The following is a 12,650-nucleotide window of genomic DNA, read 5'->3' as shown; positions in this document are numbered from 1 at the left end:
GCGGGCCACCCGAGCGCGTTGTCAGGGGCACGACGGACAATGGCGTCATGCCCTCTGTCGCCGATGCCTTCCGATCCCGTCTCAACGACACGTTCACCGGTGGTGCGACGGAGCGCCCGGCCTGGATCGACGAGCTCGAACAGGGCACCGACGCCGGGTTCTTCGGGCCCGGCTCCGCCACCTGGTCGGTGCACGGTGGGAAGCAGACGATCCTCGCGGGTGTCCGCGCCCTGCTCGTCCAGGCGCTCCACCCCGGGGCGCTCGCCGGCGTCGCCGACCACTCCCGCTACCGCGAGGACCCGTTCGGCCGCCTCGCCGGCACCATCCGCTGGATCTACACGGTCTCGCACGGCGACACCACGGCGGCCCGGTCCGCGAGCGCCTGGGTCCGGAAGCTCCACGAGCGCGTCCGTGGCGAGTACGTCGACGGCCACGGGGTCACGAAGCCGTACGCCGCGAACGACCCGGACCTCGCCCGGTGGGTGCACCTCGCGTTCACCGACGCCTTCCTCCGCAGCGCGCAGCTGTGGGGCGAACCCATCCCCGGCGGCGCCGACGCCTACGTCCGCGAGTGGGCGATCGCCGGCCGGTTGATGGGCGTCGAGGACGCCCCCGAGTCCGACGCCGAGCTCCGCGCCCAGATGAACGGGTACCTCGACCGCGGGGAACTCGTCGCGACCGCACGGACGCTCGACGTCGTTCGGTTCATCAAGGACCCGCCGCTCGCACGCCTGCTGCGCCCCGGGTACCGGGCGCTCTTCGACGGCGCGGTCGTCTCCCTCGATCCGCGGCACCGCTCGATGCTCGGGCTGCGGACGCCTGCGGTCGGGCCGGTGGAGTTCCCGGTCCGGCGGACGGCGGGCGTGGTGCTCGACGGGATCGGTGCCGTGCTCGGGCACCAGCCGGGGACGGAGCGCGCGGCGCTCGTGCGGATCGCGCGGCTGGGCGGCGAGCGGCGGATTCCGGACGCGACCGTCTGACGGCCAGGAGGCGCGGTGCCAGCTGGCACCGCGCCTCCCGTCCGTCTGGTGGGTGCGTCAGAAACCGGACGGCACCCGGGGCGTGTACGCGGATTCGAAACGGGTGACCTCGTCGTCCGTGAGCTCGATCGTCGTCGCAGCGACCGCGTCGTCGATGTGGTGCTCCTTCGTCGCGCCGACGATCGGGGCGGAGACCGCCGGCTGTCGCATCACCCACGCGAGGGCGATCTGCGCCATGCTCGCGTCGTGCGCCTCGGCGACCTGCTGCACCGTGTCGACGATCGCGCGGTTGGCGTCCTCGTCCTGGCGGTACAGGGTCTTGCCGAACTCGTCGGTGTCGGCCCTGCTGCCGGACCCCTGCGCGTCCCAGGGGCGGGTGAGCTTGCCGCGGGCGAGCGGGCTCCACGGGATCACACCGACGCCGGTGTGGGCGCAGAAGGGGTGCATCTCGCGCTCCTCCTCGCGTTCGAGGAGGTTGTACTGGTCCTGCATGCTGACGAACCGCGTCCAGCCGTTCCGTTCCGCGATGTGCTGCATCTCGGCGAACTGCCACGCCCACATGCTGCTCGCGCCGATGTAGCGCGCCTTGCCCGACTTCACGACGTCGTGGAGGGCCTCCATCGTCTCCTCGACCGGGGTGTGCGGGTCGAAACGGTGGATCTGGTACAGGTCGACGTAGTCCGTGCCGAGGCGGGTCAGCGAGGCGTCGATCTCGTGCATGATCGCCGCCCGCGAGAGCCCTGCGCCGTTGGGGCCCGGGCGCATGCGGTTGAAGACCTTGGTGAAGACCTGGACCTCCTCGCGCGGGGCGAGTTCCTTGAGGAGGGTGCCGGTGATCTCCTCGGAGCTGCCCGCGGAGTAGACGTTCGCGGTGTCGAACGTGGTGATGCCCTGGTCGTAGGCGCGGCGGACGAAGGGGCGGGCCTCGTCGATGCCGACGCTCCACTCGTGGGCGCCCTTGTCGGGGTCGCCGTAGGACATCATGCCGAGGATGACGGAGCTGATCTGGAGGCCGGAGGCGCCGAGGCGGGTGGTCGGGGTTACCGGGCGGGTGGTTTCGGGGGTTGCCGGGCTTGTCGAGCGGGCGGTTTCGGTCATGCTGCCACCCTGGCATCGCGCCCTGTGACCGCGAGGAGGCGGACCTGCAGCGGCGCGTCCTCGTCGACGTCGACCGGTGCGGCGTAGAGCCCGGTCGCGGCGAGGTCCTCGATCTGCGGCTCGAAGTGCTCCCACACGGCCTGCACGAGTTCGTCCGGGAGGGTCTCGTCGCTGCCGGTCGCCCGCGCGAGGTCCCACGTGTGGATCGTGATGTCGCTGGTCTGCTCGGTGAGGTACTGCCCCGCCGGGACGACGTCCGTGGCGAGGTGCACCGGCGTGTCAGCGGGCGTTCTCTGCCACGCCTCGATGGCTTCGGCCGCGAACTTCGCCCACTCGGCCGCGAGGTCGGAGCCGACCGCTTCGAGATCCGCTTCGGCCTGGGCGTAGTCGCACCCCGTCAGGAGCTTCGGGATCCACCGCTGCTCCTCGACGACGTGTCGGACGAGGTCTCGGGTGGTCCATTCGGAGTCGGGGGTCGACGCGTCCCAGTCCGTGACGGCGGCGACGCGGCGGCCGAACTCGGCTGCCGCGAGCGCCTGCAGCGCGATCCAGTCGGTGGCCATGGTGGTGCTCCTGTTCGTGGGTCCTGCGGGTGCGGGGTGCGGGGTGCGGGGTGCTGCGTGTTGGTGGGTGTTCGACGATCGGCCCGGAGGCGGGTTCCCGTGTGTTCCCCTGCAACCTTCCAGCTCGGGTTCCGATTCCCCGCGGCGGTCGCCCGGTGCCGGTCGGCGGACGCTGCGGTCTCACGCTACTGCGCGCAGTCGCCGGGCGAGCGGGCGAAATGTGCGGGGGTGCCACGTCCGTCGGTGCCGAATCCGCCCGATCGGCGCGGGTGGCGCGCGCGACCAGAGACGCCGGCGCGCGCCACGGAGCCGATCGCATGGCGGTCGCGGCGAGCGGGCGGAAGCTGGCGGGCGCTTGCCGCGAACCGCGCGTACTTCGCCCGCTCGACGGCGGGACGCGCGAGCGACCGGCCCAGCGAGAAGACCACGCGCGCCCAAGCCCCCCCCCAAGCCCCCCGCCCCCCCCGCAACGACGAACGGCCCGACTCCGTGGGGGAGGAGCCGGGCCGTTCGCTTCGGGTACTGCAGTGTGCTGCGGTTCGATGTCCCTCAGGTCACGCGCAACGCGACGACCTTCGGGTCAGGAGGGACGAGGTGTCAGGCCGCCTGGAGGACGAACTGCACGTCGAGGTTGATCGTCACGTCGTTGCCGAGCGTGAAGCCACCGGCCTCGAGCGCAGCGTTCCAGTTCACGCCGAACTCGGTGCGGTCGATCTTGGTCGTGGCCTCGGCGCCGAACTTGACCTGGCCGTAGCCGTCGGTCGTGAAGCCGCCGAGCTCGGCCTTGAGGACGACCGGCTTGGTGACGCCACGCAGGGTCAGGTCGCCGGCGATGTGCAGGTCGTCGCCCTTCGCCTCGATGCTCGTCGAGCGGAAGGTGAGCTGCGGGTGCTCCTCGGTGAGGAAGAAGTCGCTCGTCTTGAGGTGCTGGTCGCGCTGCTCCTGGCCGGTGTTGATCGACGCGACGTCGATGTTCGCCTCGACGGTCGACTCGAGCGGGTTCTCGGCGGTGACGACGGTGGCGTCGAAGGTCTCGAACTTGCCCTTGACCTTGCTGATCGCGAGGTGGCGGACCGAGAACGTGACCTCGGAGTGGGTGGGGTCGATCTTCCAGGTACCGGTCTGGTAGCCGGGGATGGTCGAGGCGGTGAGCGTCATGGTGACTCCTTCGAAGCGTGTGGACTGCGTTCCCGAGCAGGCGTCGGGCGGAACCACGATTCCATGCGCCTGCATCGAAGTTGATGCTAGCCCATTCTGCACGTGTTTGGTTGAAGCGTCAACCAATGTTCATCTCGGTGACGCTGGACGGCGTGTCGGACGTGGGTCGTGCCTCCCGGTCGAGACGCCGTCGAGGAGGCGACGGACGCGCGCCACGAGCGCCTCGATCGCCGGTCCCACGTCGTCCGCGGTGGCGCGCAGCAGCCACCAGCCGGCGTCCTTCAGGTGTTCACCCCGCGTGATGTCCTTGCGGAACGTGCGATCGTCGGTGCGGTGGAGGTCGCTCTCGTACTCGATCGCGACACGGGCGCCCGGGTACGCGAGATCGACGCACGCGATCCACCGACCGTCCACCACGACGTCGTGGTTCAGGACGGGTTGCGGCAGACCACGCCTCGTGAGGGCGAGCCGGAGCCGGGTCTCGCCGGGCGAACGTGATCCTTGGCGCATCTCGGCGAGGGCTGCTCGGACGCGACGGATGCCCCTCGCTCCGCGGTAGCGACGAGCTGCGGCGACCAGTTCGGCGTGGTCGCACCACCCGAGCCAGCCGATGATCGCGTCGCCGACCACGATGAGTTCGTCGCGGCTCAGGAGGGTCGCGAGCGCGACGAACGTGTCGGCTGGGTGGGTCAGCGACGCGGTGCCCGAGTGGACCACCTGGAGTCTGCCGCGGCGGGCGCGGTGCCCGATCGTCCCGCGGACACGGAGCGCCTGGTCCGTCCCGATCGTCGTCACGTGGACGCGGGGATCGCGCTCGAGCCGGCGCGGGAGCGGGAAGCCGAGGATCGCTGCGGCGGTCGTGTGGCTGAACGCCTGGTCCGGGCGCAGGCGCGGCTGCACCGCTCGTGCGCGCTCGTCGTGCGTCTGCGGACGGGTCCAGGCGCGGATGCCGTGGAACGGGCGGAGGAACGCTCGTGATCGGAGTCGGCCGACGCTGACGCCGCGGTGCAGGGCTTCGCGCACGCGGAACGGTCGGCCGCGGAGGGCCATCGGGAAGGTCGCGTCGACGTGCATGCGGCCAGCGTGGCCGCCGGTGGCACCGTGCGAGTGGCGTCCGCTCTGATCTGTGGACGGCTGGCGCAAGCGACCATCTGTGGACGGATGGCCGGCTCGAGGGCGGCTCGGGAGGCGCGGCGCGAGCGGGTGAAATGGCCCCGGTCCCAGCGCGGTCCCGTGGGTATTCCGCCCGCTCGCGCATCCCCGCCGCCGGCGCATCCGAAGGGCTCGGGAGGCGCGGCGCGAGCGGGCGAAATGGCCCCGGTCCCAGCGTGGTCCCGTGGGTATACCGCCCGCTCGCGCATCCCCTCCCGCTCGCCCACCCCGCACCCCACCCCCACGCGCGCAGCGCCGCGCGCGCAGCGCAGCCCCCCGCACCCAGGTACTCGCACGGCCCCTCACGGGGCGGGGAAGCCCGCTAGCGTCGGGAGCATGGAATTCAGGTACCTGGGCAACTCCGGACTCAAGATCTCCGAGATCACCTACGGCAACTGGCTGACGCACGGCTCGCAGGTCGAGAACGACGTCGCCACCCAGTGCGTGCGGGCAGCGCTCGACGCCGGCATCACCACGTTCGACACCGCGGACACGTACGCGAACACTGCCGCCGAGACCGTCCTCGGCGAGGCGCTGCAGGCCGAGCGCCGTCAGTCGCTGGAGATCTTCACGAAGGTCTACTGGCCGACCGGGCCGAAGGGGCACAACGACGTCGGCCTCAGCCGCAAGCACATCATGGAGTCGATCGACGGGTCGCTCGAGCGCCTCCAGACCGACTACGTCGACCTCTACCAGGCACACCGGTTCGATTACGAGACGCCGCTCGAGGAGACGATGATGGCGTTCGCCGACGTCGTCCGGCAGGGCAAGGCGCTCTACATCGGCGTGAGCGAGTGGAACGCCGAGCAGATCCGCGCCGGTGCCGCGCTCGCGAAGGAGCTGGGCTTCCAGCTCATCTCGAACCAGCCGCAGTACTCGGCGCTCTGGCGGGTCATCGAGGGCGAGGTCGTCCCGACGTCCGAGGAGCTCGGCATCTCGCAGATCGTCTGGTCCCCGATCGCGCAGGGTGTGCTGACGGGGAAGTACCAGCCCGGTCAGCCGCTGCCCGAGGGCTCCCGCGCCACCGACGAGAAGGGCGGCGCCGACATGATCAAGCGGTTCATGCGCGACGAGGTCCTCGAAGCCGTCCAGCGCCTTCAGCCCGTCGCCGACCAGGCCGGCCTGACCCTGGCGCAGCTCGCCATCGCGTGGACGCTCCAGAACGAGAACGTCGCGAGTGCGATCGTCGGCGCGTCCCGTCCGGAGCAGGTCACCGACAACGTGCAGGCCGCGGGCGTGCGCCTGGACGCCGACGCCCTCGCGGCGATCGACGCAGCCCTGGGGGACATCCCGGAGCGCGACGCGTCGAAGACCGTCAGCCCGGCGTCGCGCCCCGCGTAGACGCGACCACCCTTCCGACCTGGAGGCGCGGTGCCAGCTGGCACCGCGCCTCCAGTCCGTCGTGGGGGCGCGTCCACCGCGACCCGCATGTGAACAGCGGGTGTCGCGAAACTGGCAGACCCCTCCGTAAGCCTGTACCCCACCCAAACCGCCTCGAGAAGCCCCCCGAATCGGGGGCATGACCCGAACCGATACCCCCGTTGTGGTGCCATCCGCAACCGGCGCGGTACCCGTCCCTCCGCGCGCGGCCGTCGCGCGTCTGGTGGTGCTCGCGCGGCAACTCGTCTCCTTCGGCAGCATCGGCGCCGTCTGCTTCGTCATCGACCTCGGCGTCTACAACCTCCTCCGCGCGACCGTGATGCCCGACGGGCCCATCGCCGCGAAGATCGTCTCCGCCGTCGTGTCCACGGCCGTCGCCTGGATCGGCAACCGGTTCATCACGTTCCGGGCCGAGCGGCAGACCGGCCGCCGCGAGACCCTCCGGGAGGGCCTCCTGTTCGCGGTCACCAACCTCATCGGCCTCGGCATCGCCGCCGCGTGCCTCTTCGTCTCGCACTACGTCCTCGGTTTCACCTCCACCCTCGCCGACAACGTCGCCGGCAACGGGGTGGGTCTCGTGCTCGGCACCGCGTTCCGGTTCGCCGCGTACAAGGCCCTCGTCTTCCGTTCCACCGACGCTCACGCGAAGGAGCTCGCCGAATGACCATCTCCGCCACGCTGTGGACGGCCGCAGGGCCGCTGCTCCAGCCGAACGAGGGGACGGCTCCGTCGAGCGTCCCGAACCGCGGCACGACCGACGTCCCGACAGGAGGCTCGGGGCAGCTCCCGCAGGCCGCCTGGTCGGTCGGCGAGTGGGTCGGGTACTCGGCCCTCATCGCGATCTCCGTGCTGCTCACGATCATCGCGCTCACCACGCTGTGGTGGATGCTGCACGCCTGGCGCTCGCGCGACGCGCTCAAGTCGACGAGCTTCAGCCAGACCCCGCGCCCGGCGGCGCACCGGTTCACGCTGCTGGTCCCCGGCCGCCACGAGCAGGACGTCATGGGGGAGACGCTCGACATGCTCGCGAAGCAGGACCACCCGGACTTCGAGATCATCGCGATCGTCGGCGAGGACGACCCCGAGACGGACGCCGTCGTGCGTGCCGCCGCGGCCCGGCACCCCGGGCTCATCACGGTCGTCGTCGACGACACCGCGCCGAAGAACAAGCCGAAGGCGATGAACCTCGCGCTCCAGTACGCGACGGGCGACATCGTCGGGGTGTTCGACGCCGAGGACGAGGTCTACCCGCGGCTGCTCTCCCTGGTCGACTCGCGCTTCCAGGAGACCGACGCCGACGTCGTGCAGGGCGGCGTGCAGCTGATGAACTTCAAGTCGAGCTGGTGGTCGCTCCGGAACGTGCTCGAGTACTACTTCTGGTTCCGCTCGCGCCTGCACTTCCACGCCGGGTCGAAGTTCATCCCGCTCGGCGGCAACACCGTCTTCGTGACGAAGGAACGCCTGGACTGGTCGAACGGCTGGGACGCGCACTGCCTCGCCGAGGACTGCGAGCTCGGCGTCCGACTGTCCGCCGACGGTGCCAAGGTCGTCGTCGCCTACAGCCCCGAGGCCGTCACCCGCGAGGAGACCCCGCCCACCTTCGCCTCCCTGCTCAAGCAGCGGACCCGGTGGAACCAGGGCTTCCTGCAGGTGCTCGGCAAGGGGGAGTGGAAGAAGCTCCCGTCGTTCCGCCAGCGGTTCTTCGCCCGCTACATGCTGACGATGCCGTTCATCCAGGCGGCCACCGGGCTGCTCATCCCGCTCAGCGTCCTGATGATCCTGTTCGTCAAGGTGCCGACGGCGATCGCCCTCGTGTCGTTCGTGCCCGTCGCCCCGACGCTCATGCTGCTCGCCGTCGAGGTCGTCGGCCTCAACGAGTTCGGTCGGCTCTACAAGGAGAAGGTCCGGATCCGCGACTACGTGAAGCTCGTGCTCGGTCTCGTGCCGTACCAGATCTTCCTCGCCGCAGCGGCGGTCCGGGCCGTGGTCCGGCACGCCAAGGGGCAGAACGGGTGGGAGAAGACCGAGCACACCGGGCAGCACCGCACGGCCGGGCAGTCGGCCGAGGTCGTCGGCTTCGCGAACGCCGTGACCACCGATCGGGCGGACGACCGCTCGGACGACCGTGAACTCGTCGCGTCGACCACCGGAGGCACCCGATGACCGCCAGCATCACCGACACCACCGGCATCCCGATCCGGGGCGCCGTCGCCCGCCAGCGCTCCGGCGTCGGCGCCTGGTTCCGCCGGCACGCCGCGAGCCTCGGCTGGCTCCTCCCCGTCCTCGCCGTGACCGTCGTCGTGCAGTCGTGGAACATGTCCGGCACGCCCCAGCGGATCGACGACGAGGGCACGTACACCGCCCAGGCCTGGGCGATCACGCACCTCGGCGAGATCACCCACTACACGTACTGGTACGACCACCCGCCGCTGGGCTGGATCCAGATCGCCGGGTACACCTCGCTGACCGCGGCGTTCGCGCGCTACCCGTTCGCCGTCGGGGCCGGGCGCGAGGCGATGGTGTTCTTCGCCGCCGTGTCGAGCATCCTGCTGTTCGTCCTCGCCCGCCGACTCGGCGCCGGCCGTGCCACCGCGGCGGTCGCGGGCCTCGTGTTCGCCCTGTCGCCCCTGGCCCTGCAGTACCACCGCACGGTCTACATCGACAACGTCGCGACGCCGTGGCTCCTCGCCGCGTTCGTCCTCGTGCTCAGCCGTCGCCAGCAGCTCGCCGGCTTCGCGGGTGCCGCTGCGTGCCTCGGCATCGCGGTGCTCTCGAAGGAGACGTACCTGCTCGCCCTGCCGTTCCTCATCTGGATCGCGGTGCGCCGGGCCGACCGGAGCACCCGCCGGTACACGCTCAGCGTCGCCGGGGCCGTGCTCGCCGTGATCGGTGGCGGCTACCTGCTGCTCGCCGCGGTGAAGGGCGAGCTCCTGCCCGGCACCGGTCGGGTCAGCCTCTTCGAGGGCATCACCTACCAGCTCGGTTCCCGGGCGGCCAGCGGATCGGTGTTCGACGCGGGGAGCCTCGCGAACGAGGCCGCCGCGCAGTGGTGGGCGCTCGACCCGGTGTTCATCGTGCTCGGCTCGGCCGCAGCGTTCGTCGGGCTGTTCCTCCGCCGGGTGCGCCCGATCGCGGCGATGCTCGTGTTCCTGCTGCTCATGATGTTCCGCCCGAACGGGTACCTGCCCGTGCCGTACGTGATCATGCTCATCCCGTTCGCCGCGCTCCTCGTCGCCTCCACCGCCGAACGTGCCGTCCTCACCGTGCTCGGCCGCCTGCGCGGGACCTCGGGGACCGATGCGCGGGCCGTCGTCCGCCGGGGCCTCGGCACCACGTGGGCGGTCGTGACGTCCGCGGCACTCCTCGTCGCCCTCCCGCTCTGGGGCACGCAGCTGCGCGGCTTCGTGCTCGGCAACCTCGACCTGCCGATGCAGCAGGCCGAGCAGTGGGTCGGCGACAACGTCCCGAAGTCCTCGCGGCTGCTCGTGGACGACGCCATGTGGGTCGACCTCGTGCAGGACGGCTTCGCCCGGAACAACGTCATCTGGTACTACAAGCTCGACACCGACGCCGCGGTCGAACGCCAGTCGCCGAACGGCTGGAAGGACTCGGACTACGTCGTCACGACTGACTCCATGCGCACCGGCGGCAACTCGTCGTCGGACATCCGCCAGGCGATCGAGAACTCGACGACCGTCGCCGCGTTCGGCACCGGGAACCAGCGGGTCGACGTCCGACGCATCCACGCCGAGGGGTCGACGGCCGCCGAGGCCGCCATCACCCGCGCGACCGACCTCCGGAAGACGATGGGGACCGAGCTCGCCTCGAACCCGGCGCTCTTCGCCGACGAGGGCACCAAGTCGCAGTTCCGCGCCGGACAGGTGGACTCGCGGGCGATGATCGCGCTCGGGCAGGTCCTCGCCGACGGGTTCGTCGAGGTCGACCGGTTCACGCCGGTGTCCGGCGAGACCGGGCAGCCCTTCCGGCGGGTCGTCCTGGAGGCCCCCGGCAACGCCGAGGCGTCCCGCGTCGAGGCCACCCTCGACGCCATGGCCAGCGGGTTCCGACCCGACTCGGTCGAGCGGGACGGGTCGCGCCTGACCGTCGTCTACGCCCCCGCCGACCCGACCACGACCGCGACGAGCGCCTCGTGACCGCCGCCGCACACACGCACCAGACCCGAACCACGACCAGAAGGAGCACCACCATGCCCGCACCTCGTCGCACCCTCCTCGTCGGCGCCCTCGCCACGAGCCTCGTCGCCGCAGCCGTCGGCCTCGCGCCGCAAGCAGCGACCGCCGCCACACCCGCCGCCACCTCGAGCGACCAGGGCTGGCTCCGCGTCGGCCACCTCTCCCCGGACACGAAGGGCGTCGACGTCGAGCTGTCGAGCCTGGCCGGCGGCAAGACGGTCTTCGAGCTCGACGACGTCACCTACGGCCAGGTCAGCCCGTACCAGGAGCTCCCGGTCGGCACCTACGTCCTGTCGATGCGCGCCGCCGACGCCCCCGACTCGACCCCCGTGATCTCCACCGACGTCACGGTCGACAAGGGCGACGCGAGCACCGTCGTCGCCTACGGAAAGAACTCCGGGCTCAAGACGACCGCGTTCACCGACGACCTCCAGCAGCCCGGTGACGGCAAGGCGAAGCTCCGGCTCGTGCAGGCCGCGACCACCGCGAAGTCGGTCGACGTGAGCACCTCCGAGGGGACCGCCGTCGCCGAGGACGCCGCGTTCGGCACCGCCACGAAGTACGCCACCGTCGACGCCGGCAAGTGGACGCTCGACGTCTCGGGCAGCGGGCAGCGGGGCACGGCGAAGGTCGACCTCGCGGGCAACACCGTCTCGACGCTGTTCGTGCTCGACGACAGCAAGGGCGACCTCACGGTCGTGCCCGTCACGGACGCGGCAGCCACGGCGTCCACGCCGTCCGGCGGGGTGCAGACCGGCGGTGGCGGCGCGGCCGCCGACCCGGTCGAGCAGGCCACCCACGAGCTGATCGCGACGCTCCGCTCGCTGTTCCGCTGACGCCGGAGCGGAGGCGCGGATCGCCGCAGCGGATCCGCCCGCGTGATCCGCGCCTCCCGTCCCACACCGCACCCAGTCAGGAAGGCAGGCCGCATGACCCGCAGGACCTGGATCCCCGTGACCGCCGCAGCCGCGGTGCTCGTCGCGCTCGGCATCGCGCTCGTCGCGGTGCGCCCGTGGGGCGCCCCGCAGCCCGAGGCCGGAGGTGCGTCGACCCCGACGTCCTCGGCGGCGCCGGACGCAGCGCGCTCGCCGGAGCAGCTGCGGACGGACTTCCTCGACCGGTACGTGCAGGACGGCCGCGTCGTCCGCACCGACCAGGGCGGCGACACCGTCAGCGAGGGGCAGGCCTACGGGCTCCTGATCGCCTACGCGAACGGCGACCGTGACCGCTTCGGCGAGATCTGGACGTGGACGAAGCGGCACCTGCTCACCGACGACCACCTGCTCGCGTGGCGGTGGACGCCGGACGACGGCATCGCCGACGGGCAATCCGCGAGCGACGCCGACCTCGACGCCGCCAGGGCACTCGTGCTCGCCGGGTCCTCGTGGGACGAGTCCCGGTACACCACGGCGGGGAAGACCATGGCGTCCGCGATCCTCGAGCACGAGACCGCCACGACCGAGCTCGGGACGATCCTGCTGCCCGGGCCGTGGGCCGACTCCGAGCCGTACCGGTACGACGCCTCGTACGCGTCGCCGGCGGCGTACGACGTGCTGGCGAAGGCGACCGGCGACGACCGCTGGGAGGCGCTCGGCTCCGGGTCGCGAGCGGTCACGCGGGCCGTGCTCGCCGGGTCCGACCTGCCGAGTGACTGGTCCCAGGTGCACGCCGACGGCACGGTCGACCCGATGCCCGCGACCGGTGGCGACGACCGGGTGCTGTACGGGTACGACGCGATGCGGCTGCCGCTCCGGTACGCCGAGGCCTGCGCCGCGCAGGACCGGTCCCTGGCCGGGTCGATCGCGCCGACGCTCCGGCGGCAGACGCAGTTGGCGGCACAGCTCGACCTCGGCGGGACGGCCGTGACGGGTGACACGAACGCGCTGGCGTACGTGGCGCGGGCTGCGGCGGAGCAGGCCTCCGGGCAGTCTGCAGCGGCGGCGACGGACCTGCGCCGGGCGGACCGGACGGCTGCGACGACGCCGACGTACTACGGGGACGCGTGGGCGGCGCTCGGCGCGACGATGCTCACGTCCGACGTGCTCGGTGGGTGCGCGACGCGTGCCGGGGGTGCGTCGTGAGCGGGCGGCGGCGGGCCGGAGCGCGCGGGGACGCGCCCGAGACTC

Annotated in this window: 11 protein-coding genes; 7 read left to right on the top strand and 4 right to left on the bottom strand. The window is 71.7% G+C overall.

All coding sequences use genetic code 11. From position 1 onward, the window contains the following. The first annotated feature begins 47 nt into the window (after positions 1-47). Entirely contained in the window at positions 48-980 is a 933-nt protein-coding gene (locus BIV01_RS11575) for an oxygenase MpaB family protein (RefSeq protein WP_071295024.1), read from the top strand. 57 nt (positions 981-1,037) lie between these two features. On the opposite strand, the gene BIV01_RS11570 is transcribed toward BIV01_RS11575, so the two are convergent. The 4 genes from BIV01_RS11570 to BIV01_RS11555 form a co-directional block, all read right to left on the bottom strand. Continuing rightward, positions 1,038-1,964 carry an aldo/keto reductase gene (locus BIV01_RS11570; protein WP_071302942.1) on the bottom strand — a complete coding sequence of 309 codons (927 nt, stop codon included), beginning with the start codon at positions 1,962-1,964 and terminating at the stop codon, positions 1,038-1,040. A 110-nt stretch (positions 1,965-2,074) separates the two neighbouring features. Beyond that, on the bottom strand, positions 2,075-2,641 hold the full coding sequence (locus BIV01_RS11565; protein ID WP_070416636.1) for a TIGR03086 family metal-binding protein: 567 nt from the start codon (positions 2,639-2,641) through the stop codon (positions 2,075-2,077). A 597-nt stretch (positions 2,642-3,238) separates the two neighbouring features. Continuing rightward, positions 3,239-3,799, bottom strand: a complete 561-nt coding sequence (locus tag BIV01_RS11560; RefSeq protein WP_070416635.1) for a YceI family protein — start codon at positions 3,797-3,799, stop codon at positions 3,239-3,241. 129 nt (positions 3,800-3,928) lie between these two features. Next, on the bottom strand, positions 3,929-4,873 hold the full coding sequence (locus tag BIV01_RS11555; protein WP_071302941.1) for a hypothetical protein: 945 nt from the start codon (positions 4,871-4,873) through the stop codon (positions 3,929-3,931). A 414-nt stretch (positions 4,874-5,287) separates the two neighbouring features. Here BIV01_RS11555 and BIV01_RS11550 point away from each other — a divergent pair, with 414 nt between their 5' ends. The 6 genes from BIV01_RS11550 (at position 5,288) to BIV01_RS11525 (ending at position 12,605) form a co-directional block, all read left to right on the top strand. Further along, entirely contained in the window at positions 5,288-6,292 is a 1,005-nt protein-coding gene (locus BIV01_RS11550) for an aldo/keto reductase family protein (protein WP_071302940.1), read from the top strand. Positions 6,293-6,497: 205 nt separating this feature from the next. After that, positions 6,498-6,995 carry a GtrA family protein gene (locus BIV01_RS11545; RefSeq protein WP_071295941.1) on the top strand — a complete coding sequence of 166 codons (498 nt, stop codon included), beginning with the start codon at positions 6,498-6,500 and terminating at the stop codon, positions 6,993-6,995. Beyond that, complete coding sequence (locus BIV01_RS11540; protein WP_071302939.1) at positions 6,992-8,494, top strand: glycosyltransferase; 1,503 nt, start codon at positions 6,992-6,994, stop codon at positions 8,492-8,494. Before BIV01_RS11545 ends, BIV01_RS11540 begins: the two co-directional genes overlap by 4 nt. Continuing rightward, complete coding sequence (locus BIV01_RS11535) at positions 8,491-10,485, top strand: ArnT family glycosyltransferase (RefSeq protein WP_071302938.1); 1,995 nt, start codon at positions 8,491-8,493, stop codon at positions 10,483-10,485. Before BIV01_RS11540 ends, BIV01_RS11535 begins: the two co-directional genes overlap by 4 nt. Positions 10,486-10,538: 53 nt before the next feature. Then, positions 10,539-11,360, top strand: coding sequence for a DUF4397 domain-containing protein (locus tag BIV01_RS11530; protein ID WP_083295008.1), 822 nt, complete (start codon positions 10,539-10,541; stop codon positions 11,358-11,360). Between the two features lie 93 nt (positions 11,361-11,453). Beyond that, on the top strand, positions 11,454-12,605 hold the full coding sequence (locus BIV01_RS11525; RefSeq protein WP_071302937.1) for a glycosyl hydrolase family 8: 1,152 nt from the start codon (positions 11,454-11,456) through the stop codon (positions 12,603-12,605). The last annotated feature ends 45 nt before the right edge of the window (positions 12,606-12,650 follow it).

The sequence above is a fragment of the Curtobacterium sp. MCBA15_013 genome (assembly GCF_001865095.1).
In the GTDB taxonomy this organism is placed as follows: Bacteria; Actinomycetota; Actinomycetes; order Actinomycetales; family Microbacteriaceae; genus Curtobacterium.
This window is presented reverse-complemented; position numbering and strand designations above follow the sequence as displayed.

Coding starts and splice junctions, on each gene's coding strand:
- BIV01_RS11525 (WP_071302937.1), top strand. CDS start 11,454: ATGACCCGCAGGACCTGGATCCCCGTGACCGCCGCAGCCGCGGTGCTC.
- BIV01_RS11565 (WP_070416636.1), bottom strand. CDS start 2,641: ATGGCCACCGACTGGATCGCGCTGCAGGCGCTCGCGGCAGCCGAGTTC.
- BIV01_RS11560 (WP_070416635.1), bottom strand. CDS start 3,799: ATGACGCTCACCGCCTCGACCATCCCCGGCTACCAGACCGGTACCTGG.
- BIV01_RS11555 (WP_071302941.1), bottom strand. CDS start 4,873: ATGCACGTCGACGCGACCTTCCCGATGGCCCTCCGCGGCCGACCGTTC.
- BIV01_RS11535 (WP_071302938.1), top strand. CDS start 8,491: ATGACCGCCAGCATCACCGACACCACCGGCATCCCGATCCGGGGCGCC.
- BIV01_RS11530 (WP_083295008.1), top strand. CDS start 10,539: ATGCCCGCACCTCGTCGCACCCTCCTCGTCGGCGCCCTCGCCACGAGC.
- BIV01_RS11570 (WP_071302942.1), bottom strand. CDS start 1,964: ATGATGTCCTACGGCGACCCCGACAAGGGCGCCCACGAGTGGAGCGTC.
- BIV01_RS11550 (WP_071302940.1), top strand. CDS start 5,288: ATGGAATTCAGGTACCTGGGCAACTCCGGACTCAAGATCTCCGAGATC.
- BIV01_RS11540 (WP_071302939.1), top strand. CDS start 6,992: ATGACCATCTCCGCCACGCTGTGGACGGCCGCAGGGCCGCTGCTCCAG.
- BIV01_RS11575 (WP_071295024.1), top strand. CDS start 48: ATGCCCTCTGTCGCCGATGCCTTCCGATCCCGTCTCAACGACACGTTC.